We start from the raw sequence: 23,487 nt of genomic DNA on the forward strand, positions 1-23,487 counted from the left end.
CCGCGCCCGCCCGTTGGAGGTCACCCGCCCGCCGCGCCCGGCCCGCGCCACGGCAGCCGCAGCCGGCGCAGCGCGCCGACGGTGACGACCGCCCAGACCGCCGCCGCCACCCAGAGCAGCGCCCGGCCGAGTGGGTCGAGCCAGTGCACGCGGGCGGCGGTGGCCGTCGACAGCGAGGCCACCGCCGTCATGCCCAGCGGGAAGACCGTCGACCAGCGGCGCAGGTCGTAGCGCGGCCGAGGCCGCAGCACCTCGGCGACGGCCAGCACCGCGTACCCGGCCAGCGCGAGGCCGAGCAGCACCAGCGTCACCACCCGCAGCGCGGTGTGCGCCCCGCCGCTCCACACGCCGCAGGCGAGCAGCTTGGACGCGGCCAGCGCGGAGATCGCCAGCGCCCCGGCGGACACCCACTGGTCGCCGGCCCCCGCCGTCACCTGGCGCAGGTCGAAGCGGCGCAGCGCGTCCCCGTACAGCACCAGGCCCAGCACGAACACCGGCAGCGCCGCCCGGGCGAGCCAGTCGGCGGTGTGCGGGGCGAGGGTGGCGGCGAGCACGACCAGGCCCTGGGTGGCGACGCAGATCAGGAAGGCCGCGCCCGGCAGCCTCCGGCCGAGGTGGCGCAGCACGGAGGCCAGCAGCACCGGCCAGACGAGGGCCGCGACCGCGAGCAGCGCCTCCGCCGCCACCGTCCGGCCCAGTTGGTCGAGGCGCACCCCGAGCACCGTGGTGGCGGCCACCGCGGTGAGCGCGGGCGGGGTCCGCGCCCGCGCCGTCCAGCCGCGCCGGTCGCCGACCAGCAGGGCGAGGAAAGCCGCGGCCAGCAGCAGCCAGAGCAGCCCGGCGATCCAGAGGCCGGCGGCCGACAGGGCGTCGAAGCCGGTGAGGTGCAGGCCGACCGAGATGATGCCGGTCGCCATCACGGCCGCGCCGGTCGCCGGGGGCACCGCGTCCCACCGCGGGCGGCTCCGTACGTTCATGGCTCCATGGCAGCGCCCGGACGCCGGCCCGGCCACCGGGCGGCGCCGGACCGGGGCGCGGACCGGGGTCCGGTCACCCGGGGGGACGCCTCCCGGGTGCGGCGGCGCGCCCGCGCGGTTTCGATGGGCACACGGTCCGGCCCGGAGACGGAGGGTGCCACGTGCGGGAGGAGCCGACGAGCGAGCCGGGAGCCGCGTTCCTCAAGGCGGGCCGGTTCTTCCGCCCCGGGACGCCCGCGCCCGACCTGCACAGCGTCCGCCTCACCGGCGGCCGCGCCGCCGACGCCTTCTACCGGGACCGCTGGAGCCACGACAAGGTCGTGTACTCCACCCACGGCGTCAACTGCACCGGCTCCTGCCGCTGGAAGGTCTTCGTCAAGGACGGCGTCATCACCTGGGAGACCCAGGCCACCGACTACCCGTCCGTCGGCCCCGACCGCCCCGAGTACGAGCCGCGCGGCTGCCCGCGCGGCGCCGCCTTCTCCTGGTACACCTACTCGCCCACCCGGGTGCGCTACCCGTACGTGCGCGGCGTGCTGCTGGAGCAGTACCGGGAGGCGCGGGCCCGGCTGGGGGACCCGGTGGCGGCCTGGGCGGACATCCAGGACGCCCCCGAGCGCCGCCGCGCCTACCAGCGGGCCCACGGCAAGGGCGGCCTGGTGCGGGCGAGTTGGGACGAGGCGGTGGAGATCGTCGCCGCCGCGCAGGTGCACACGGTGAGGCGCCACGGCCCGGACCGGATCGCCGGCTTCTCGCCGATCCCGGCGATGTCGATCGTCTCGCACGCGGCCGGCGCCCGCTACCACTCGCTCATCGGCGCCACCATGCTCTCCTTCTACGACTGGTACGCCGACCTGCCGGTGGCCTCCCCGCAGGTGTTCGGCGACCAGACCGACGTGCCCGAGTCGGGGGACTGGTGGGACGCCGCCTACCTGGTGATGTGGGGCTCCAACGTGCCCGTCACCCGCACCCCGGACGCGCACTGGATGGCCGAGGCCCGCTACCGGGGCCAGAAGGTGGTGGCGGTCTCCCCGGATTACGCGGACAACACCAAGTTCGCCGACGAGTGGCTGCACCCCCACCCGGGCACCGACGGCGCCCTCGCCCTCGCCATGGGCCACGTCATCCTGCGGGAGTTCTTCGTCGACCGCACCACGCCGTTCTTCGACGACTACGTCCGCCGCTTCACCGACCTGCCGTTCCTGGTCACCCTGACCGAACGGGACGGCGCCTTCACCCCCGCCAAGTTCCTGCGCGCGAGCGACCTCGGCGACACCGGCGAGGGCGCGGCCTGGAAGCTCGCCGTCCTGGACGAGGCGACCGGGCGCCCCGCCGTGCCCAACGGCTCGCTGGGCTTCCGCTGGACCGCCTCCGGCGAGGGCCGCTGGAACCTCGACCTGGAGGGCCTGCGCCCGCGCCTGACCCTGCACGGGCAGGACGGCACCACCCCCGCCGAGGTGCTGCTGCCGCGCTTCGACACCGACGGCGGCGAGCACGGCCAGGGCCGCGGCGACACCGTGCGCCGGGGCGTGCCCGCGCTGCGCCTGGACGGCGGCACGCTGGTCACCACCGTCTACGACCTGCTGCTCGCCCAGTACGGCGTCGGCCGCCCGGGGCTGCCCGGCCGCTGGCCCGCCTCCTACCAGGACCCGGACACCCCCGGCACCCCCGCCTGGCAGGAGCGGCACACCTCGGTGCCCGCCGCCCAGGCCGTCCGGGTGGCACGGGAGTTCGCGCGCACCGCCGAGGAGTCCCGGGGCCGCTGCATGATCCTGATGGGCGCCGGCACCAACCACTGGTTCCACTCCGAGACCATCTACCGCACCTTCCTGGCGCTGCTCGCCCTGACCGGCTGCCAGGGCCGCAACGGCGGCGGCTGGGCGCACTACGTCGGCCAGGAGAAGTGCCGGCCGCTCACCGGCTGGGCGACCCTGGCCGGTGCCACCGACTGGTCCCGCCCGCCCCGGCAGGCCATCGGCACCGGCTGGTTCTTCCTGCACACCGACCAGTGGCGCTACGACACCTACCCCGCCGACGTGCTCGCCTCCCCGCTCGGCACCGGCCGCTTCCGGGGCCTGGCCACCGTCGACCTGCTGGCCCGCTCCGCCCGCCTCGGCTGGATGCCCTCCTACCCGACCTTCGACCGCAACCCGCTCGACCTCGCCGACGAGGCCCGCGCCGCCGGCCGCGACCCCGGGGAGCACGTCGTCGCCGAACTGCGCGCCGGGCGGCTGAAGTTCGCCTGCGAGGACCCGGACGACCCGGCCAACTGGCCCCGGGTGCTCACCCTGTGGCGGGCCAACCTGCTCGGCTCGTCCGCCAAGGGCGCCGAGTACTTCACCAAGCACCTGCTGGGCACCCACTCCTCGCTGCGCGCCCGGGAGGCCGGCGAGGAACTGCGCCCGCGCGACGTCCGCCGGCGCGCCGAGGCCCCCGAGGGCAAGCTCGACCTGCTGCTCTCACTGGACTTCCGGATGACCTCCTCCACCCTGCTCTCCGACGTCGTGCTGCCCGCCGCCACCTGGTACGAGAAGCACGACCTGTCCTCCACCGACATGCACCCCTACGTGCACTCCTTCGCCCCCGCCGTCGACCCGCCCTGGCAGGCCCGCACCGACTTCGAGGCCTTCCACGCCATCGCCGCGCGGTTCGGCGAACTCGCCCGCGAGCACCTGGGGACGCGCCACGACCTGGTCGCCACCGCGCTGCAGCACGACACCCCCGGGGAGACCGCCCAGCCCGGCGGCACCGACCTGGACTGGCGGGACGGCGCCTGCGAGCCCGTCCCCGGCGTCACCCTGCCGAACCTCGCCGTCGTCGAACGCGACTACACCGCGGTGGCGGCGAAGATGGCCTCGCTCGGCCCGCTCGTCGAGCAACTCGGCCTGCCCGCCAAGGGCGTGGTGCTGCACCCGGGGGAGGAGGTCGAGCAGCTCAAGGCCCGCAACGGCGTGATCCGCGGCGGCCCGGCCGACGGCCGCCCGGCCCTGGACACCGCCGTCAAGGCCTGCGACACGGTGCTCGCGCTCTCCGGCACCACCAACGGCCGGCTCGCCACCCAGGGCTTCCGCACCCTGGAGCGGCGCACCGGAAGGGAGTTGGCGCACCTGGCGGCCGAGCAGGAGGGCCGCCGGATCTCCTACGCCGACACCCAGGCCGCCCCCGCCCCCGTCATCACCTCGCCCGAGTGGTCCGGCAGCGAAGCCGGCGGCCGCCGCTACAGCCCGTTCACCCTCAATACCGAGCACCTCAAGCCCTGGCACACGCTCAGCGGACGCCAGCACTTCTTCGTCGACCACGACTGGATGCACGAACTCGGCGAGGCCCTGCCGGTCTACCGGCCGCCGCTGGACATCCGCCGGCTGTTCGGCGAGCCCGCCCTCGGCCCGGACGGGCAACGGGAAGTGACGGTCCGTTACCTGACCCCGCACAACAAGTGGTCGATCCACTCGGAGTACCAGGACAACCTGTTCATGCTCGCGCTCTCCCGCGGCGGACAGGTGATCTGGATGTCGGTCGAGGACGCCGCCGCCATCGGCGTCGCCGACAACGACTGGATCGAGGCCGTCAACCGCAACGGCGTCGTCGTCGCCCGCGCCGTCGTCTCGCACCGCATGCCGCCCGGCACCGTCTACATGCACCACGCGCAGGAGCGCACCGTCAACGTGCCCCGCGCCGAGACCGGCGGCCGGCGCGGCGGCATCCACAACTCGCTGACCCGGGTGCTGCTCAAACCCACCCATCTGATCGGCGGCTACGCCCAGCTCTCCTGGGCGTTCAACTACCTCGGCCCGACCGGCAACCAGCGTGACGAGGTCACCGTGATCCGGCGCCGCTCCCAGGAGGTGGAGTACTGATGAGGGTGATGGCCCAGCTCGCCATGGTGATGAACCTCGACAAGTGCATCGGCTGCCACACCTGTTCGGTCACCTGCAAGCAGACCTGGACCAACCGCCGCGGCACCGAGTACGTCTGGTTCAACAACGTCGAGACCCGCCCCGGCCTCGGCTACCCGCGCCGCTACGAGGACCAGGAGACGTGGCGCGGCGGCTGGCGGCTCGACCGGCGCGGACGGCTCAAGCTGCGCCAGGGCGGACGGCTCCGCAAGCTCGCCTCGATCTTCGCCAACCCCGTGATGCCCACCCTCCAGGACTACTACGAGCCCTGGACGTACGACTACCGCGCGCTCACCGACGCCCCGCTCGGCGAGGACTACCCCGTCGCCCGCCCGCACTCGCTGATCACCGGCCGCCCGATGGCCGTCGAGTGGTCGCCCAACTGGGACGACGACCTCGGCGGCGCCCCCGAGCACGCGGGCGCCGACCCCAACGTCGAGCGGATGCGCCGGGAGGTCGGCGAGCGGATCCGCTTCCAGTACGAGCAGAGCTTCATGTTCTACCTGCCGCGGATCTGCGAGCACTGCCTCAACCCGGCCTGCGCCGCCGCCTGCCCCTCGGGCGCGATCTACAAACGGGTCGAGGACGGCATCGTCCTCGTCGACCAGGACGGCTGCCGGGGCTGGCGCCAGTGCGTCACCGGCTGCCCGTACAAGAAGATCTACTTCAACCACCGCACCGGCAAGGCCGAGAAGTGCACCTTCTGCTACCCGCGCACCGAGGTCGGCCTGCCCACCGTCTGCTCCGAGACCTGCGTCGGGCGGCTGCGCTACCTCGGGGTGCTGCTCTACGACGCCGACCTGGTCACCGCCGCCGCCTCCGTCGAGGACGAACACGACCTCTACGAAGCCCAGCTGGGCGTCTTCCTGGACCCGGAGGACCCCGAGGTGCGGCGCGCCGCCGAACGGGACGGCGTCGCGCACGACTGGATCGAGGCCGCCCGCCGCTCGCCCGTGCGCGCGCTGGTCAGCACCTACCGGGTCGCCCTGCCACTCCACCCGGAGTACCGCACGCTGCCGATGGTCTGGTACATCCCGCCGCTCTCCCCGGTCGTCGAGGAGGTCGCCGCCGCCGGCCACGACGGCGAGGACGCCGGGAACCTCTTCGGCGCGATCGACGCCCTGCGCATCCCCGTCGAGTACCTCGCCGGACTCTTCACCGCCGGCGACCCCGGACCGGTGCGCGCCGCCCTCGACCGGCTCGCCGCGATGCGCGCCCACATGCGCGCCGTCAACCTCGGCCGCGCGCCCGACCACGCCGCCGCCGAGGCCGTCGGACTCGACGCCACCTCCGTCGAGGACCTCTTCCGGCTGCTCGCCGTCGCCAAGTACGAGGACCGCTACGTCATCCCGACCGCCGCCCGCGCCGACGCCGAACGGCTGGAGGAGTCCGCACTGCCCGCCGGCTGCGGCCTCGACCACACCGACGGCGCACCCGGCGGCGCCGACGGACCGTTCGGCGCCGGATCCGGACGGCGCTCGCTGCCACTGGTCACCGTCGAGAGCTTCCACGGGCTGCGCCGGCGCCAGAGCGCCGACCACCCGGAGCCGCCCGAGGACACCGCCGCCGCGCGCGAGGAGCCCCCGCGGTGACGGCCGACCCGCGCGCGCTCCTCCGGCGGGCCGCCGCCGAGTGCCTCTGCTACCCGGACACCCCGCTCCCGCCGGCCGGCGCGCTCCGGTCGCTCCGCCACGCCGCCGCCGCGCCGCTGCGCGCCTTCCTCGGCTGGGCCGCCGGCCGCCCCGCCGGCGAACTGACCCGCCACTACGTCGAGGTCTTCGACTTCACCCAGCGGCACAGCCTGCACCTCAGCTGGTGGACCGACGGCGACACCCGCCGGCGCGGCGAGGCCCTGCTGCGCTTCAAGGCCGCCTACCGGGCGCACGGCCTGGAGTTCGCCGGCGAGGACCTGCCCGACTTCCTGCCCGCCGTCCTGGAGTTCACCGCCGCCACCGGCGACGAGACGCTGCTGCGCGGGCACCGGCCCGCGCTGGAACTGCTGCGGCTCGCCCTCACCGAGCACGGCACGCCGTACGCCGATGTGCTCACCGCCGTCTGTGCCACCCTGCCCGGACCGTCCCCCCGGGACCGGGCCGCCGCGCTGGCGCTCGCCCGGGGCGGGCCGCCGCGCGAACAGGTCGGCCTGGACACCCCGCCGTACGGGCACCTCGGCCTGCTGCCCCTTCTGCCTGCCCGATGACCGGAGATCCGCCGATGGACACCTTCCTCTGGGGCGCGCTGCCGTACATCGCGGTCGCGCTGCTGGTCTCCGGCCTCGTCTGGCGCCATCGCTACGACAAGTTCGGCTGGACCACCCGCTCCTCCGAGATCTACGAGTCCCGCCTGCTGAACATCGCCTCCCCGGTGTTCCACTACGGCATCCTCTTCGTCCTGGTCGGCCATCTGATGGGCCTGTTCGTGCCCGCCTCCTGGACGGACGCGGTCGGCCTGGACGAGCACGCGTACCACCTGCTGTCGCTGCTCGCCGGCGGCGCGGCGGGCCTCCTGGCGGTCGGCGGCATCCTCGTCCTGCTCTACCGCAGGCGCCGCAACCCCGCCGTGCTGCGTGCCACCACCCGCAACGACAAGCTGATGTACGTCGTGCTGCTCGCGGCGATCACGCTCGGCCTGGTCGCCAAGCTGATGCACTCCTCGCTCGACTCCGGCTACGACTACCGCTCCACCATCGCCCCCTGGGCCCGGAGCCTGTTCACCCTGAGCCCGGACGTGAGCCGGATGGCGGACGTGCCGGTCGCGTTCAAGGTGCACGTGGTGGTCGGCCTGGTGCTCTTCGCGCTGCTGCCGTTCACCCGCCTGGTGCACATGTTCAGCGCCCCCGTGCAGTACCTGTTCCGCCCGTACATCGTCTACCGCGGCCGCGACCCCCGGCAGCCGGCCGGCAGCCCGGTGCGGCGCGGCTGGGAGCGGATCGACGACTGACCGGGGCCGATTGTCGGTGGCGCGTGCCAGGATCCGTTCCGACGTACCTTCGCAACGGAACGGAACGACCGTGAGCACCATCGCCATCGACGGGGCACCCGCCGAGCTGTCCTGGGAGCGCTTCTGGCAGCTGATCGACCTGATCGGCGGTGAGCCCGCCGTCGCCGTCTGCGCCACCTTCGACGCCGGCTGCGAACGACTCACCGAGGCGCTCGCCGCCGGACCGGTGGATGAGATCACCGGCTTCGGCGAGCGCCTCGCCGAGGCCCTGTACCGGCTCGACCGCGAGGAGTACGGAACCCAGCTCGCCGCGGACCCGGACGACCCGAGCGACCGGCCCCTGCCGCTGAGCGACGACGGCTTCCTCTACGGCCGCGCCGCCGTGGTCGCCGCCGGCCGCGCCGCGTACGAGCAGGTGCTGGCCGACCCCGCGCTGTTCGCCCGCCACTCCTTCCGCAGCGGCGAGTCCCTGCTCCACGCCCACGTGGACGCCTACGAGACGGCGGCGGGAGAGGAGTGGGAGCACGACACCCGCCACGACTACGAGTCCTGCTCGAACCGCGAGGGCTGGCCGAACCTCCGGGCGTAGGAGGTCCGGCCGGCCCGTCGGGGGGACGCGCCTCAGCGGGTGCCGAAGTCGGCGTTCCAGGAGGCCGCGCCGACCTGGGAGAGACCGACCTCGCTGTAGTCGCCGACCATGATCGCGAGGTGCAGGGAGGACGCGACCCAGCCGTCGAAGGCGGCATCGATGCTGGTGGGGCCGTAGAAGGCTATTTCGCCCCAGGCCCGCGCGTTGTACCCGAGACCGCGGGCGATGGCGCCCGAGTCGCAGAAGTGGCCGGAGACGTGGCGCTGGTCCATCTGGGCGGCGTTGCACTGGGCCGCCTGGGAGAGCGTCGGGTTGAGCCGCACCGGCGCCTTGCCGTACCGGGCGCGCAGCTCGTTGAGGCGCTGGAGGAAGCGCTGCTCGGCCGGGGAGGACGGCGGCGGGGTGGTGGTGCCGGACGGCACCAGGTCGAACCGCTGGGACATGCTGCCGTCGCAGGTCTCGACGGTGACCTCGCGGTCCTGGCCGTGGTAGGTCAGGCAACGGTCGCCCCGGGCGTTGTGCAGATACGTTCCGCCCTCGGCGGCGTCCTCCAGGGTCCACTGCTGGTTGTCGCCCGCCCACCAGTGGATGAACTGCGTCGTCCGGCCGTCGTCGAGGTCCATCTCGATCACGCGCTCGGTGCCGTTGACGGAGCGGACGAAGTCGACCCGGCCGTTCGGCTTGTTGGAGATCCAGAACTGGGTCGAGCCGTCCCGGTAGCCGCGCGCGACGATCCGCGAGCCCTCCCCGTCCGCGGTGGCCAGCGCGTGGTGGTTCTGGTGGTCCTGGATCGTGATCGTCTGCTCGACCACGGCCGTCGTCGTGACGCCCGCCGGTGCGGCGGCCGTGGTCGCGGCGCCCGCGGGTGCGGCGAGCACGGCCAGGCCGCTCGTGGACAGCGTGCACGCGGCGAGAGCCAGCCTCGCCCGTCGGGCGCCGACGCCGGTGGCCCGGATGGAGGTGTCTGACACGGGGTTCCCCTTCGGTTCGATGGCCCGCGTCCGGTCGGGGCCACGGGCCCGAGCAGGACACCAGCGGCGCGTCTACAACCGGTCAGCGATCCGTAGACGCCGCGGGCGGGCGAAGCCCCCAGGGGCTCGGGACGCGGCCCGGGCCGACGGAAACCCGCTGGTGACGGCAGATCCGGGGCCCGTAGACTCCGGTGCTCGTGACCCACATCAGCACCCCGCCCGACGCCCGCTCCGCCGCGCTCCGACCGGACGCCGAACTGATCGGCGCCGCCGTCGCCGCCGCCGGGCGCGGCACCGTCGACCGCGAGACGGTCGCCGAAGTGGTCGCGCTCTGCGCCGTCGCCGGGGAACACCTGCTGGTCGTCGGCCCGCCCGGCACCGCCAAGTCGCAGGCCGTGCGCCGGGTGGCCGGGCAGCTCGGCGGCCGCTACTTCGAGTACCTGCTCGGCCGGTTCACCGAACCCAACGAGCTGTTCGGCCCCGTCGACCTGCGCGGCCTGCGCGAGGGCCGGGTCGAGTTCGAGACGGCGGGCATGCTGCCCGAGGCCGAGATCGCCTTCCTCGACGAGGTCTTCCTCGGCTCCACCGCTGTCCTCAACACCCTGCTCGGCCTGCTCAACGAGCGGGTCTTCCGGCGCGGCGGCACCGTCCTCGCCAGTCCGCTGCGGGTCTGCGTCGGTGCGGCCAACCACCTTCCGGAGGACCCGGCGCTCGCCGCCTTCGCCGACCGCTTCCTCGCCCGGGTCTTCGTCGAGCCGGTCGCCGACGCCCGTCTCGAGGAACTGCTGGAAGCCGGACGACGGCCCGCCGCGCCCGCTCCGGCCGCCGGCGCGGACGTGCTCGGCGCGCTCGACCGGCTCACCGCCGCCGCCCGCGCCTGCGACCTCGACGCCGTCACCCCGCTGCTCGCCACCGCGCTGCGCCGACTGCGCGCCGCCGGCGTGCCCGTCGGCGACCGGCGGGCCGTCCGTTCGCAGCGGCTGGTCGCGGCCGCCGCCGTCCTGGACGGACGGGACGTCGCCGGCGCCCGTGACCTGTGGGTCCTGCCGCTGATCGCCCCCACCGCCGACACCCAGGCGCTGGCCCGCGACACCCTCGCCGACCTCATCGGGAAGGCCGCCAACGAATCCCTCGCGCACGCCGCCGAGGAGCTCTCCCGCAGCACCGCCGCGCGCGCCGAACGCCTCGCCCGCACCGGCGCCGCCCTGCTCGCCGGGCACCGCGACCTCCCCGAGGGGCGCGACTCCCGGCTCCGCCTGGAGGCCGCGCTGCGCGAGATCGACGCCGGATTCGCCCCGGCCGACCTGCCCGCCGCGCTCGCCGGCATACGGGCCGAGCTCGTCGCGGCGGTCGCGCCCTCGTGACGGCCGCCCCCGTTCCGCTCGCGCCGCCCGCCGTGGCCCTGCGCTGGGAGCGCCGCGAGCCGCCGCTGCCCGCCGCCGCCGTGCTCGCCGTCGGCGCCGCCGTCCCCGCCCTGGCCACCGCCACCCGGGAGCGGCTCGCCGACGGTGCCCGGCTCGGCGTCCTCGCCGACGACACCACGCTGCTCGTCCTCGGGGCGGAGGCCGACCTCCCGTGGGCGGACGGCGCCCGCTACCTCGGCCACGACGGCGAGCTGCTCGTCCCCACCACCGCCCGCCCCCGGCCCGCGCCCGCCCTGTGGCGCACCGCGCTGGGCGCCGAACCCGGCGACCTCTGCGTGCTCGTCCCCGGCCACGCCCTCGTCGCCGCCCGGCCCGCCCCGGTCGGCGACCCGCAGGCGCTCACACCCTACGTCCGGCGGGCCGAGCGGTGAGCGCCGCCCGGCTTCCGGTCGGTTTGGCTCCCTGGGCCGGGGCGCTGTCCGCGCTCACCCCTGAACTGGCCACCGCCCTCGGCCCGTTGCTGCGCCGCCTCGACGCGCTCGTCGGCGCGCGCGAGCCGGTGGCCGATGGGCCGGGCGAGCCCGACGGCGTGGGCGGGCTCGGCCGCTCCGGGCGCCCCGACCAGCTGCTGCCCACCGAGTGGCTGCTCGCGGAGGAGTGCCCCGAGGAGTTCCTGCGCCGCTTCGTCGACCGCGAACTCCTCTACCTCGCACCCGAGTTCCATTCCGCCGCGCCGCGCGGCCGGACGGTCGCGATGGTGGACGCCGGCCCGTCGCAGGCCGGCGCCGGGCGCCTCGTCCAGCTGGCCGCGCTGCTGGTGCTGCACCGCCGGGCCACCGCCCGGGGCGGCGAGCTGCTGGTGGGCGTGCTCGGCGACGAGCCCGTGCACTGGTTCGGCGGCGAGCCCGCCGACCTCCTGCCCGCCTGGCTGGCGGCCCGCCGCACCGCCGAACCGACGCCCGAGGACGTGCAGTTCGCCGCCGCCACGCTGGACGCCGCCGACCGGGCCTGGTTGCTCACCTCGCCCCGGCTCGCCGACCGGCTCCCCGGCCTGCCCAGGGTCCTCGCGAGCGAGCCGACCCGCTGGGGCTCGGAGGGCGCCACCCACGTCACCGTCCGCCTCGACCGCGCGGAGTTCGAACTGCCGCTGCCCGCCGCCGACATCGCCGTCCGGACGCTGCGCGGCGCGGAGTTCCGGCGCGCCGCCCCGAAGCCCGCCACCCCGTCGCCCGCGGCGGCTCCGCTCGGGCGGGGGCTGCCCACCTTCACCACCGAGGCGCCGTTCCTGCTCGCCCGCGGCCGGGACGCCGGAACGCTGCTCGCCGTGGACGTGCGCGACATCGAGCGGCGGCACGGCGGCGTCGTAGGACCCAAGGCGCACCGCGTGAACGGCCAGGTGATCGCCGCCGGACGGCACGGCCGCCGACTGATCGCCCTGCACCTCGCCCAGGGCCGGGTGCTCCGCTACGTCAGCGGCCGACCGCTCGCCGGCCCCGCGGAACTCTCCGTCGAACCGGCCGAACTCGGCCTGGACGAGGGCTTGGTGGCACGCCTCGCGGGGCGCCCCGTGCTGCCGCTGCTGCGCGCCGGGGACGATCTGCTCCTCCCGGTCGCCGGGCGCTGGCGCCGGATCGCCCCCGATGGCACGGTCACCGACGACGGGCCGGTCGGCCGAGGGACGGAACGCGAGCGCGGCTTCGACCGGTTCCGCGAGCCGCGCCTGGTCGAACGCGCCCTGCGACCGGAAGCCGAACGCGCGCGGCACCTGGTGCACGCGGGCGCGACGGCCGCCTGGTCGGAGGACGGCAAGCACTGGACGGTGTGGACCAGGCTCGGCGACGAGCGGCGGCTCTCCTTCCGGGAGAACGCCGAGGTGCTCGGCCTGGTGCACGACGGCCGCGAGCCCGCGCTGATCACCTGGTCGGCCGGCGGCCGCCTGATCCGGGCGGTCCGCGCCGACGGCGTCCGCACCCTGAGCCGGTTCTCCGGCGGCACCGTCCCGCCCGCCGTGCACCCCACCCTGCCGCTGATCGCGGCCGAGACCTCGTCCGGGCGGATCGTCGTCGGCGACGCCACCACCGGCCGGATCCACCACCTGTTCGGGAGCGACGAGTGAACGCCGCGGGCTTCGTCTTCGACGTGCCGCTGATCGGCCCGGCCGAGGCCGCCGACCGCGTCCTGGCACTCTGGTGCGACGGTGCGCGGCTGCGCGAACTTCCCGACGGACGCTGGCTGTTGACGCTGCCCGAGCCGGTCCGGATGCGCGCCGACCGGGCCCCGGGCCTGCCGTTGGAGCGCACCGGAAGCGGTGCGCTGGCCGCCCCGGGAGCGTCATCGGAGGACGCCGGACCCGGTCGTCTCGTACTGCTGCAGGCCGGTCTGACGGTCCGTCATTCCATCGACGGGCTGCCGACGGTGGACCCCGCCGACTGGCTCCTGCTGAGCGGACTCACCCTGCACCGACCGCGCCCGCTCGGCGTCACACCCGCCCCCCGCGCCGAGCACGTCGAGGAGTCCCTGCCGCCGTTGCCCCGTCCGGACCTGCGGACGGCGGCCGGCATCCGGCCGACGTCCGACCGGGCCCGCCGGCTGACCTCCGAGGAGCCGCCCGCCACCGGCGCGCGCTCGCGGCGGCAGCGCGGCCCGCAGATCGCCGTGGACCCCCGCACCGCGAAGGTCATCCTCGCCCTGACGGTGGTGCTGCCGCTGCTGCTCGTGGTGCTCCACGGCGTCGGACTCCTCGCGGACGGCGGCCTCCACCCGGGCCGTGTGGTGCTCGTGGCAGCCGTCTCGGGCGCCGTCTACGGACTGCTCTTCGGTCAAAGGGCTACCCGGGAGGGGAGCGGCGGAACCGCCGAAACCCCCACCGGCGGGTCGGCCGCGCTGCGCCGCACCGGCCACCCCTGGCTCGGCGACCTGCTGGCCCGCCTCACCCTGCGCACCCCCGCCGCCGCCCTGCTCCACGGCCGCCACGCCCGCTACCTGCGCGAGCTGACCCGCGCCTTCGAGCAGCACCGCTGGGACGACGCCCTGCGCGACGCCTTCCCGCTCGCCGCCGGGCCGCGGACCGCAGCCACCGCCCGCGGCTGGCTCACCCTCACCCTGCCCAAGCGCTTCACCGGCCCGCTGCGCCCCACCCCGGCGACCGGCCGCCGGACGGTGACGAGCCCCTTCCACGGCCCCACCGCCCACGCCCACCTCACCGCGCTCTACCGGGCCGCCGCCGAGCGCCTGGAGCAGCAGGGGCGGATCGACGAGGCCGCCTTCGTCCTCGCCGACCTGCTGGACGCGCCCGCCGAGGCCGTCGCCCTGCTGGAGCGGCACGACCGCCACGCCGGGGCCGCCGAACTCGCCGAGGGCCGCGAGCTGCCCGCCGACCTGGTGGTCCGGCTCTGGTGGCAGGCCGGCGAGCACGAGCGCGCCGTCCGCACCGCCCACCGCCGGGGCGCGTTCGCCGCGGCCGTCGACCGCCTGGCCGCCGTCGACCCGCAGGCCGCCCGCGCCCTGCGCGCGGCCTGGGCCGAGCACTGCCGTGCGGCCGGCGACCGGCTCGGCGCCGTGGAGGCGGCCTGGCCGGACGTGGCGCTGCGCCCGTCGATCGCCGCCGACCTGCGGGACGCCGTCGCCCTCGGCGGCCCCGTCCGCGGCCGGGCCCTGCCGTACCTGCTGGCCCTGGACGCCGGTGACGCCACCCGCGCGCTGGCCCGCGCCGTCCTCGACGGCGACGGCGACCCGCACACCACCGGCCGCTCCGCCCTGGCGACCGCGCTCGCCGACCTGCCCGCCGCCGACCCGGCCACGGACCGTGAACTCGCCACCGCCGCCGCCCGGGCCGCCGTCCGCGACGGCGGCTTCGGCGGTGCCGACGGCAGTGGCCCCGGCGGCGCGGCCGAGAAGGCGCTGTTCGACCGGCTGCTGCGCCGCGCCGACCCGTTGGCCGCCGCCGATCTGGCCCGCCCCCGGCCGCTTCCCCGCCTCCGCACGGCCGCCCCCGTGTACACCGCCGCCGACCGTCCGGGCACGCTCCCGGTCCTGGACGCCGCCCTGCTCGCCTCCGGCTCCCTGCTGGTCGCCTGCGGCCAGGCGGGCGTCCGGCTGCTCGCCCCCGACGGCCGCACCCGCGCCCGCTGGGACACCCCCGCCGACCGGCTCGTCCTCGCCGATCACGGCGGCAGTGCGCTGCTGGTCGCCGACCACGGCCCGGAGTCGAGCGCCTTCGCCCGCCTCGACCTCGCCACCCGCGCCGTCCGGCCCTGGACCACCCTGCGGGCCCGCCGGGTGGCGCCGTCCTTCGACGGCCGGCACCTGCTCGCCGAGGACGAGGGCGCCCTCGTCGTGCTCGACACCCTGACCCCGCGCCCGACCGCGGTGTGGCGCGAACTCGGCGGCGAGCAGCGACTGCTGGGCGGCATTGCCCGCACCCCGGACGGCTGCGCGGCCGTCGTCCGCTCGCCGCTGCCCGACGGCTCCCCGCCCACCGAGGTGTGGCGCTGGGACCTGCCCGGCTGGGAGCTGCGCGGCCGTCTGCGGGTGGACGACACCCTCGCCGGCACGGCCCTCACCGACGCGCCGCTCGACCCGGTCGCCCTGGCCGGCGGCAGCCTGCTCACCGCCTCCGCGGCGGAGCCGGAGCGCACCCTGCTGCGCTGGACCTCCGACCTCCCCGCCGTCGAACTGGGCGTCGAAGGCCGGGCGTTGACCGGCCCCGCCGCCGACGGCGAGCACTGGGCGCTGGCCGTCCCGGAAGGGTCGGACCTGCGCGTCCACGCCGGCACCGGCCCGTCCGCCGCCCCCGCGCTCACCCTGCTCGTCCCCGACGCCTCCGATCCCCGGATCGGCGTGCGCCGTCACGCCGGCACCGTCACCTACTGGCACCGCTCCGGACGCGTCCTCGCCACCTCCGCCGACGGCACCGCCCTGCTCGTCAACCTCCGGGTGACCACCGGCTGACGGGCCGCCACCCCCCGCTCGGCGAGCAGAAGGATTCGGCGGATTCCCACCCCCGGGGAGGACTACCCTACGAACATGCGCCGCTACCCAGTGCGGCCGGTTGAGGAGGATTCCCGTGTCGTCTCCCTGTGACCCCGCCTACGCCCGCGCCGGCGATGTGAGCACCGCCGTCATGGTGATGGACTCGCGGCTGAAGGCCATCTACGACGGCAAGAGCGGCACCGACCCCGAACAGCAGCGACTGGCCGACGAGTTCGTCGCCTCGATGGGCCCGGAGGACGCGGACGCGCTGCTGGACGGGGTCTGCACGCTCATCTACATGTACATGGACTGGCTGCGGACGGTCTGCGAGCGCCACGACAAGGACGTCATCGAGCACGTGGTGCCCACCCTGGTGGCCACGATGCGGATGATGCCCAACACCTTCCGCCCCGAGGTCATCCCCACCATGGCCGGCCTCCTCATCGCCTCGGGCACCGGCCTGAGCCCCAACCTGTGGCGCGCCCAGTACGGCGACTGGACCCGCGCCGAGATGAACCCCCTGGAGGCCACCGCCGTCCTGCTGGCGGAGCAGATCAACCGCATGGTCGGCGACGACCAGGAGTTCGCCACCCGCCTGATCACCGAAGCCCTGGCCGTCACCGACGACAACTGACCTATCGTTGCAGCGTGGAGCTACGGACCCTGCGCTACTTCGTGGCCGTCGCCGAGGAACTCCACTTCGGCCGGGCCGCCACCCGACTGCACATCAGCCAGCCGCCGCTGAGCCGGGCGATCAAACAGCTGGAGGCCGACGTCGGGGCCCTGCTCCTGGTCCGCTCGCCCAGGGGCGTCAGGCTCACCCCGGCGGGCGCGGTGCTGCTCGACGAGGCGCGATCCCTGCTCGACCACGCCGACCGCGTCCGCTTCCGTGTGAGCGCGGCGACCGGCGCCGCGACCATCACCGTCGGCATCCTGGGCGACGGCACCGATCCGGCGGTGGCCAGGCTCGCCGCCGCCTACCGCCGTCACCACCCCGGCGTCGACATCCGCGTCCGCGACACCGACCTCACCGACCCGACCTGCGGCCTGCGCGCCGGACTGGTCGACGTCGCCCTGACCCGGGCGCCGTTCGACGAGACCGCCCTGACGGTGCGCACGCTGCGCACCGATCCGGTCGGCGTGGTCCTGCGCGCCGACGACCCGCTGGCCCGCCGCGACCGGCTGCGGCTGGCCGAGTTGAGCGGGCGACGCTGGTTCCAGTTCCCCCGGGGAACCGACCCGGTCTGGCAGGCGTACTGGAACGGCGGCACCCCGCGCGAGGGCCCGGTCGTCCGCGCCGTCCAGGAGTGCCGGCAGGCCGTGCTCTGGAACGGCACGATCGGCCTGGCCCCGCTCCGGCACGAGGTGGCCGCGCAGTTGACCGTGGTGCCGCTGACCGACATGCCGCCGAGCCGGGTGGTGGCGGTGTGGAACGAGGGTGACGCCAACCCGCTGATCCGCTCCTTCGTCGAGATCGCGACAGCCGTGTACTGCCGTTAGCCGGCGACGCGGGCCGGCTACCCGTCCGGGGTCTCGTTCGGGTTCTCGTCCGGGTGGAGGGCGTCGAGGACGAAGGTGAGGCCGAAGGTGAACTCGTCGGCGCAGTCGTAGCCGGGCTTGAGGACGTGTTGGGTGGCCAGTTCGGCGAGGTGGGGGTAGGCGTCAGCGGGCATCCCGCTCGGGATGGCGTCCGCGATCTCGGCCGATTCCGTCCCGCCCTTGAACGGCAGGCCGACCTCCTGGAGCACGAAGCCGTACAGGTAGCTGTCGATCAGTGAGACCGCGTGCGCCGTCATCGGCACCGAGAATCCGCCGGCGCGCAGCGCGCCGATGACGGCGTCGTGGTGGCGAAGGGCCGCCGGGCCGGGCTGGGAGCCAGGGCCTGCCGGTGTGGAGCCGGCACGTGGGCGACCCGCTGCCGGCGAGCAACCTGACGCGCCGGGTGGACTTCGCGCTGTTCATGGTGGAGGCGCTGACCGCGGACGCCCTCGTCCGGGAGGCCCCGGCGATCGTCGGCCGCCTGACCCCCAGCGCGCTCGCCCACACCGGCGCCACCCGCGACCAGGACTGAGGGCCGTCGTGCGCTCCGGTCGTCCCTCCGGCCGGTCCGGACGTGTCACCGCGGTCACCGTCCCGGAAAGCCGCTGACCCGACCACAGATGTCGACGTCACTCCAGGAGCTCGGCGAGGAGGACCCGCAGCCGCTCGTCCTCGCCCATGAGATCCTCCACGAGGCCGTGGCGGACGATCCTGCGGTCGTTCTCGGCCAGGTACGCGACCTCGCCCCGCCGGCCGCCGTCCAGGGCGGCGGGGCCGAGCGCCCGGAGGGCCTCGCAGCCGCCCGCGGTGTCGGCGCCCGACTCGACGGCGTGCAGCGCGGCGTCGGCGAGCCGACCGAGATCGACGGTGTCGGGATGCTCGATGTCGAGGAGGGCGAGCGCGGCGGCGGCGGCCTTCCGCGGGTCGTCGAGCAGCCTCTCCAGCCGGGGGACCAGGGGCTGGCCGGCCACGCCGAGGGACGCGGCGGCGCGCAGCGCGCCGACCACGGTCCGGTGGTGCCACGGCTCGCCGCCGGCGGTGCGGTCGAGGACGGCGGCGAGGAGGTCGACGGCCTGTTCGGCGTCGCCGTCGATCTGCCACAGGGCGCGCGCGGTCGCGACGTCGTTGTCCTGCCGGGCGTGGCGGGTCGGGCGGCGCTCCTGGTCGGCCGCCGCCTGGAGGGCCACGAGGGCGGGGAGGAGGCCGGCGGCGGCCGGGCCGAGGTCGGCGGCCGCGTTCAGTGCGTCGGTCGTCTCCCGTACGGCGGGCGCCTTCGGCGTGGTGAGCCGTTCGGTGATGGCGGCAAGGAGCACCCGCGGGTCGCCCGTGACGTCGTAGTGGGCGCGGGCCACCGAGATCGGCCCGGTGGCGGCTGCCAGGACGGCTCCGGCGTGCTCGCGGACGGTCGCCGGCGCACCCATGGCGACGGCGGCGACGGCGGACGCCGCGTAGGGGAAGCGGGGGAGCACCGCGGACAGCTCGGGCAGGGCGGCGACGGCGCGAGGGCCCCACCGTTGCACCAGGCCGACCAGGGCGGCCGTCCGGTTGTCGTCGATTCCCCCGGAGGCCAGGTGGGAGCGGACCGCGGCGAGCAGGTCCGGGTCGAAGGGCACGGCCGCCGCGCGGTGGCCCGCGGCGGCGAGGCTGTGGGGGCGGCGGTCGAGGTGCCGGGCGAGCAGCGGGGTGGCCCGCCGGGGGTCGACGCGCACCAGCGCGGCGAGGGCCCGGTCGGCGGCTTCGTCGTCCGGCCCGGCGGCGAGCTCGGCGAGGAGGGGCGCGGCGTCGGCGGCGAGGGTGCCGAGCAGACCGAGCAGGTCCTGCGCCTCGGGGTGGGCGGCGAGTTCGGTGACGGTCGGCAGCAGCCGCGCCGGGGCGCTGCGGGAGAGCCGGCAGGCGTGGCCGGCCGCCCGCAGGGCTTCGTCCCGGACGCCGGGGCGCGGGTCGCGCAGCGCGGCTTGCAGCAGGGTGAGGGCCGCCTCGCGGTCGCGGTCGGTGTCACGCTGCAGCAGGTTGTCGACGATCGTGTCGAGGGGCGCGCGGCAGTGGGGGCCGTACCGGTCGACGCCGTGCTCCCCGGCGGGTAGCAGTCGGAGCACGGCACGGTGGTGGACGGTGGTCCACCGTTCCTCGATCTCAAGGTGGACGAGGAGCGCGGCCAGCCGCACCCGGGCGGGGGTGTCGTCGCCGAGCAGCGCGTCGGCCTCGGCGGAGGCCGCCGCGAGGTCCGATCGGCCGAGGGCGACGAGGAGTTCGGCGCGCACGCCCGGGTCGGTCTCGACCGTCCAGCGGTCCCGGAGGGCCATCGTCACGCTCCCGCTGCGGCGGGTGTGGCCGACGGCCCAGGCGGCGGCCGGCCGGACGGCCGGGTCGGGGTCGGCCAGCAGCGGTAGGAGGAGCGGCAGCTGTGAGGCGACCGCGTCCCGCACCACGCCTTCCCCGATCCCGCACTCGTCCTCGCTCCCGGCCATTCCGCCCAGCAGGCGCAGAACGACCACCGGACGGATCCCGGCGGCGGCGATCCGGGCCAGGTAGGGCGCCGCGGCCGCACTGGCCGGGTGCACGGTGCCCTGGTGCAGGAGGCACGAGTACAGCTCGGACAGCGCTCCCTCGGCCGCCTCGTCGTCGTCGCCGGCGAGCGTGCGCAGCAGCTCGGGAAGGCCGTCGGCGGGTCCGTAGGCGTCGGTGACACGGGCCCAGGGGTGGTCGTCGAGCCCGGCGAGGGCGGTGGCGAGATCCATGGGCAGGATCCTCACAGGCCGGACTGACAACGCGTCCGGTGCCGGGTCCCCGACGCCGAGCCCGACTTGGTGGAGACCGCGGACTCAGCCCTCGTCGGGCTCCGCGATCGGCCAGGCGATCTCCAGGCGGTTGTCCGGGTGGTCCGGAGTGCCGGTCCAGCGGCGGTAGATCATCCGGGCCGGGCCCCCGAAGGCGAAGCCGTGCTCGGTGATCCAGCCGGCGACGGCGTCGTACGCCCCGAGGATCCGCGGGAACGCGGCGGCCTCGCCCTCGACCTCCGTGCAGGCGAGGGTGCTCGCGGGCAGTTCGCGCACGGCCATGCCCTCGGGCAGGTCCGAGGGCTGCGCGCCGTCCTCCCGGAACGGCAGGCAGGCCTCGACGAGCGTCGCGTTCTCGTCGTCGCACACCCCGTGGAAGCGGACGAAGGCGGGCCCGGCGAAGGTCAGCGGGCCGCGGCCGGCGACCTCGTACATCTCCTGGTACGCGCCGCGCAGGAAGGCGTCCAGCCCGGAGTTGTCCAGGGTCGCCCCGCGGACCAGGATCCGTTCGGCGGCGCCCTGGCGGACGGTGACACGGTGGGTCATCTCTGCTCCTTCGGTCAGTCGGCTCAACAGGCTGTGGACCACGGAGCGCTGCACCTCCAGTCGCCGCTCGGCCGCCCGCAACTGCTCCCGCAGGGCGGCGGCGAGCCCCTCCTCCTCACCGAGCAGCCGGCTCAGCTCCTCGACCGGGATGTCCAGTTGCCGCAGCGCCCTGATCAGCTGCGCCGTCCGTACCTGGTCACGCCGGAAGTACCGGTAGCCGCTCACCGGGTCGACGAACGCGGGCACCAGCACGCCACTGGCGCCGTAGTACCGGAGCGCGGTGACCGAGAGGCCGCTGGCCTGCGAGAACTGCCCGATCGGCAGCAGGTTTCTCCTGTCCACGGCGTCGACTGTGCCGTCTCGTGCCACCTGAGAGTCAAGCCCGGTGTCCCGGAACGGCCCCGGGAGCGGGCGGGCACGGGGTGACGGGGGATATCGAGATATGTAGTATCCCGATTGTGCTGATGGGTGAAGGCGTGGAGTGGGGTCTGCACTGCTGTCTGGCGCTGGCGTGGCTCGATGAGCAGGCGCCGATTCCCGCCGGGCGGTTGGCGGAGATCTTCGAGCTGCCGCCGGTGTATCTCAAGAAGCGGCTGCAGCCGCTGGTCAAGGCCGGCGTGCTCGTCTCGGTGGCGGGGGCGCGCGGGGGGTACCGGCTGGGGCGGGCACCCGAGCGGATCACGCTGATGGATGTCGTGGCGGCCGTGGAGGGGGCGACCGAGGCGTTCCGCTGCACCGAGATCCGGCAGCGCGGTGCGGGCGTGGAGGCGGTGGGCGGGGAGTTCGCGAAGCCGTGCGGGGTCGCCGGGGCGATGCGGCGTGCCGAACTCGCCTGGCGGCGGGAGCTGGCGGCGCAGACGATCGCCGACCTGCTCGCCGTGAGTCCGCCCGGCGCTCCGGACCGGATCCGCCGCTACCACGAGCGCCTCGGGTCCTGACGGCACATCGACGACCGGCCCGGCCGAGCGGCCGGGCCTTCCTGTGGAGGGGAATCGGGATGTTCAATGTCTCGTTAAGCGGATCGAAGAAGGCCGCGACGCCGGGCGAGGCGCCCGGGCGGGACGTGCTCGGCGCCGTCCCGGCGCTGGCGCTCGGCACCTTCGCGGTCGGCACCGACGCCTTCGTGGTCGCCGGCTTCCTGCCCGAACTCGCCGCCGACCTCGGCGTCCCGACGGCCACCGCCGGGCAGGCCGTCACCGTCTTCGCGGTCGCGTACGCGCTGCTCTCACCGCTGCTCGCCACCCTGGCCGCCCGGCTGCCCCGCCGCCGACTGCTGGTCGGCGCGCTCGTCGGCCTCGCGCTGGCCAACCTCGCCTCCGCCCTCGCGCCCGACTTCGCCGTGCTGCTCGCCTCCCGGGTGGCCGCCGCGGCCGCCGCTGCGGCGTTCACGCCCAACGCGGGCGCCGTCGCGGCCTTCCTGGTCCGCCCGCAACGGCGGGCCCGGGCGCTGGCCGTGGTGGTGGGCGGGCTCACCGTGGCGACCGCGCTCGGCGTGCCGCTGGGCGGCCTGGCCGGCCAGTGGACGGGATGGCGCTGGGCGCTCGGCGCGGTGGCGGGGCTGGCCCTGCTGGTGGCCGGGGCGGTCGCCGCCCTGCTGCCGTACCTGCCGGGCAACCCGCGCGTTGCGCTGCGCGAACGCCTCGCCGTGCTGCGCCGCCCGGCGGTGCGGGCGATCCTGCCGCTGACCGTGCTCGGCATGGCGGCGGCGTACACGGTCTACGCGTACAGCGTGCCGGCGCTGGCGGCGGTCGGCCTGACGGCCCGCGACACGGCGTGGGCGCTCGGCCTCTACGGCGTCGGCGCGATCCTCGGCAACCTCGCCGCCGGGCTCGCCACCGACCGCCTGGGCGGCGTGCGGGTACTGCGGGCCGGCTACGTCGTGATGGCCGCAGGGCTCGCCGGCCTCGGCGCCCTGGCCGCGAGCGGCACGCACGCGCCGGCGCTGGTCGGACTGCTGATGGTGGCCTGGGGAGCGGGCAGTTGGTGCCAGACGCCCCCGCAGCAGCACCGCCTGATCGCCGCCGCGCCGGGGGAGGCGCCGCTGGTGGTGGCGCTGAACTCCTCCGCCATCTACACCGGCATCGGCACCGGTACCCTGATCGGCGGCCTGACCGCCGGCCCGGGGGCGACCACGATGTACGTGGCCGCCGCCGGACTGGCGCTCCTCGCGCTCGCCTACCTGTCGCTGACGGCAGGAGAACGGACCACCACCTCGTGAACGACGAACTGGCGCTCCCCGGCACGGATCTCGCGCGGCACACCCTGGCGTTCGCGCGGAGCCTGCTCCCGCCCGCGCTGTGCCACCACAGCGTGCGGACCTACCTCTACGGACGCCTCCTCGGCGAGCGCCGCGGACTGCGGCCGGACCACGACTACGACGACGAACTCCTCTTCCTGGGCTGCGTCCTGCACGACTGCGGGCTCAGCGCGGAGGGGAACGGCGACCAGCGGTTCGAACTGGACGGCGCCGACCTCGCCGTCCGCTTCCTGGAGGGGGAGGGCGTGGCGGCGGACCGCACGGAGGTGGTGTGGGACGCGATCGCGCTGCACATGGACCGCGAGATCGCGGAGCGCAAGCGCCCGGAGATCGCCCTCGTCGCCCTCGGCGCGGGCTTCGACCTGGGCGGCGGCCCGGAGAAGCTCCCGCCCGGCTACGCGGACCGCGTCCACCGGACGCTGCCGCGTCTGCACACGGCGGCGGTGCTGCACGACGCCATCGTCGGCCAGGCGCTCGAAAATCCCCGGAAGGCACCGCCGTTCACGATGCAGGGCGAACTCCTCCGGCAGGCGACCGGCGGGAGCTGGCCGGCCTGGGAGCAACTCGCCCGATCGGCGGGGTGGAACGACTACGAGGGCTACCGGCCCGCCCCGCCGACCGCGAACTGAGGCGGGTTTCAGGCGGCTTCGAGCCGGTCGA

The 23,487-nt window shown here is 75.7% G+C and carries 20 protein-coding genes; 15 read left to right on the top strand and 5 right to left on the bottom strand.

Features of this window, described 5'->3' with window-relative positions; genetic code table 11:
• Window positions 1-20 precede the first annotated feature (20 nt).
• A complete protein-coding gene (locus tag ACFVUH_RS25710) occupies window positions 21-977 on the bottom strand; it encodes a tellurite resistance/C4-dicarboxylate transporter family protein (protein WP_387915541.1) in 957 nt (318 codons plus the stop codon).
• 161 nt (window positions 978-1,138) lie between these two features.
• Between ACFVUH_RS25710 and ACFVUH_RS25715 the strand changes: the two genes are divergently transcribed.
• From ACFVUH_RS25715 to ACFVUH_RS25735, 5 genes are all read left to right on the top strand, one after another.
• Window positions 1,139-4,834: a nitrate reductase subunit alpha gene (locus tag ACFVUH_RS25715; RefSeq protein ID WP_387915542.1), complete on the top strand. Its 3,696-nt coding sequence runs from the start codon at window positions 1,139-1,141 to the stop codon at window positions 4,832-4,834.
• Window positions 4,834-6,465, top strand: coding sequence for a nitrate reductase subunit beta (narH, locus tag ACFVUH_RS25720; protein WP_387915543.1), 1,632 nt, complete (start codon window positions 4,834-4,836; stop codon window positions 6,463-6,465). The genes ACFVUH_RS25715 and narH overlap by 1 nt, the downstream gene beginning before the upstream one ends.
• The gene (narJ, locus tag ACFVUH_RS25725) at window positions 6,462-7,073 is read left to right on the top strand and encodes a nitrate reductase molybdenum cofactor assembly chaperone (protein ID WP_387915544.1); all 612 of its coding nucleotides are present in this window, start codon (window positions 6,462-6,464) and stop codon (window positions 7,071-7,073) included. The genes narH and narJ overlap by 4 nt, the downstream gene beginning before the upstream one ends.
• 14 nt (window positions 7,074-7,087) lie before the next feature.
• Complete coding sequence (gene narI / locus ACFVUH_RS25730; RefSeq protein WP_387915545.1) at window positions 7,088-7,813, top strand: respiratory nitrate reductase subunit gamma; 726 nt, start codon at window positions 7,088-7,090, stop codon at window positions 7,811-7,813.
• 70 nt (window positions 7,814-7,883) lie between these two features.
• The gene (locus ACFVUH_RS25735) at window positions 7,884-8,402 is read left to right on the top strand and encodes a DUF4240 domain-containing protein (protein WP_387915546.1); all 519 of its coding nucleotides are present in this window, start codon (window positions 7,884-7,886) and stop codon (window positions 8,400-8,402) included.
• Window positions 8,403-8,434: 32 nt separating this feature from the next.
• Here ACFVUH_RS25735 and ACFVUH_RS25740 read toward each other — a convergent pair whose 3' ends face one another.
• Window positions 8,435-9,373, bottom strand: coding sequence for a CAP domain-containing protein (locus ACFVUH_RS25740; RefSeq protein ID WP_387915547.1), 939 nt, complete (start codon window positions 9,371-9,373; stop codon window positions 8,435-8,437).
• A gap of 197 nt (window positions 9,374-9,570) precedes the next feature.
• Between ACFVUH_RS25740 and ACFVUH_RS25745 the strand changes: the two genes are divergently transcribed.
• The 6 genes from ACFVUH_RS25745 (at window position 9,571) to ACFVUH_RS25770 (ending at window position 17,208) form a co-directional block, all read left to right on the top strand.
• Window positions 9,571-10,737: an AAA family ATPase gene (locus ACFVUH_RS25745; protein ID WP_387915548.1), complete on the top strand. Its 1,167-nt coding sequence runs from the start codon at window positions 9,571-9,573 to the stop codon at window positions 10,735-10,737.
• Window positions 10,734-11,168 carry a hypothetical protein gene (locus ACFVUH_RS25750; protein WP_387915549.1) on the top strand — a complete coding sequence of 145 codons (435 nt, stop codon included), beginning with the start codon at window positions 10,734-10,736 and terminating at the stop codon, window positions 11,166-11,168. The genes ACFVUH_RS25745 and ACFVUH_RS25750 overlap by 4 nt, the downstream gene beginning before the upstream one ends.
• 23 nt (window positions 11,169-11,191) lie before the next feature.
• Complete coding sequence (locus ACFVUH_RS25755; RefSeq protein ID WP_387915550.1) at window positions 11,192-12,853, top strand: hypothetical protein; 1,662 nt, start codon at window positions 11,192-11,194, stop codon at window positions 12,851-12,853.
• Window positions 12,850-15,687 (top strand): bpX6 domain-containing protein, encoded by a 2,838-nt coding sequence (locus ACFVUH_RS25760; RefSeq protein ID WP_387915551.1) that lies wholly within the window; start codon window positions 12,850-12,852, stop codon window positions 15,685-15,687. The genes ACFVUH_RS25755 and ACFVUH_RS25760 overlap by 4 nt, the downstream gene beginning before the upstream one ends.
• Before the next feature lie 115 nt (window positions 15,688-15,802).
• Window positions 15,803-16,342 carry a hypothetical protein gene (locus tag ACFVUH_RS25765; RefSeq protein ID WP_387915552.1) on the top strand — a complete coding sequence of 180 codons (540 nt, stop codon included), beginning with the start codon at window positions 15,803-15,805 and terminating at the stop codon, window positions 16,340-16,342.
• Between the two features lie 14 nt (window positions 16,343-16,356).
• On the top strand, window positions 16,357-17,208 hold the full coding sequence (locus ACFVUH_RS25770; protein WP_387915553.1) for a LysR family transcriptional regulator: 852 nt from the start codon (window positions 16,357-16,359) through the stop codon (window positions 17,206-17,208).
• Window positions 17,209-17,225: 17 nt separating this feature from the next.
• Here the strand turns inward: ACFVUH_RS25770 and ACFVUH_RS25775 are convergent, their stop codons facing one another.
• A complete protein-coding gene (locus tag ACFVUH_RS25775; RefSeq protein ID WP_387915581.1) occupies window positions 17,226-17,540 on the bottom strand; it encodes a TetR/AcrR family transcriptional regulator C-terminal domain-containing protein in 315 nt (104 codons plus the stop codon).
• A 71-nt stretch (window positions 17,541-17,611) separates the two neighbouring features.
• Here ACFVUH_RS25775 and ACFVUH_RS25780 point away from each other — a divergent pair, with 71 nt between their 5' ends.
• Window positions 17,612-17,779, top strand: a complete 168-nt coding sequence (locus ACFVUH_RS25780) for a hypothetical protein (protein WP_387915554.1) — start codon at window positions 17,612-17,614, stop codon at window positions 17,777-17,779.
• 97 nt (window positions 17,780-17,876) lie between these two features.
• On the opposite strand, the gene ACFVUH_RS25785 is transcribed toward ACFVUH_RS25780, so the two are convergent.
• Window positions 17,877-19,985, bottom strand: a complete 2,109-nt coding sequence (locus ACFVUH_RS25785) for a HEAT repeat domain-containing protein (RefSeq protein WP_387915555.1) — start codon at window positions 19,983-19,985, stop codon at window positions 17,877-17,879.
• Window positions 19,986-20,069: 84 nt separating this feature from the next.
• Entirely contained in the window at window positions 20,070-20,912 is an 843-nt protein-coding gene (locus tag ACFVUH_RS25790; RefSeq protein ID WP_387915556.1) for a MerR family transcriptional regulator, read from the bottom strand.
• A 122-nt stretch (window positions 20,913-21,034) separates the two neighbouring features.
• Here ACFVUH_RS25790 and ACFVUH_RS25795 point away from each other — a divergent pair, with 122 nt between their 5' ends.
• The 3 genes from ACFVUH_RS25795 to ACFVUH_RS25805 are packed head-to-tail and all read left to right on the top strand — an operon-like array spanning window position 21,035 to window position 23,456.
• Entirely contained in the window at window positions 21,035-21,508 is a 474-nt protein-coding gene (locus ACFVUH_RS25795) for an Rrf2 family transcriptional regulator (RefSeq protein ID WP_355359905.1), read from the top strand.
• Between the two features lie 59 nt (window positions 21,509-21,567).
• Window positions 21,568-22,788, top strand: coding sequence for an MFS transporter (locus tag ACFVUH_RS25800; RefSeq protein WP_387915557.1), 1,221 nt, complete (start codon window positions 21,568-21,570; stop codon window positions 22,786-22,788).
• Window positions 22,785-23,456: an HD domain-containing protein gene (locus ACFVUH_RS25805; protein ID WP_387915558.1), complete on the top strand. Its 672-nt coding sequence runs from the start codon at window positions 22,785-22,787 to the stop codon at window positions 23,454-23,456. Before ACFVUH_RS25800 ends, ACFVUH_RS25805 begins: the two co-directional genes overlap by 4 nt.
• Window positions 23,457-23,487: the final 31 nt, after the last annotated feature.

Source organism: Kitasatospora sp. NPDC058032 (genome assembly GCF_042885845.1).
Lineage (GTDB): Bacteria > Actinomycetota > Actinomycetes > Streptomycetales > Streptomycetaceae > Kitasatospora.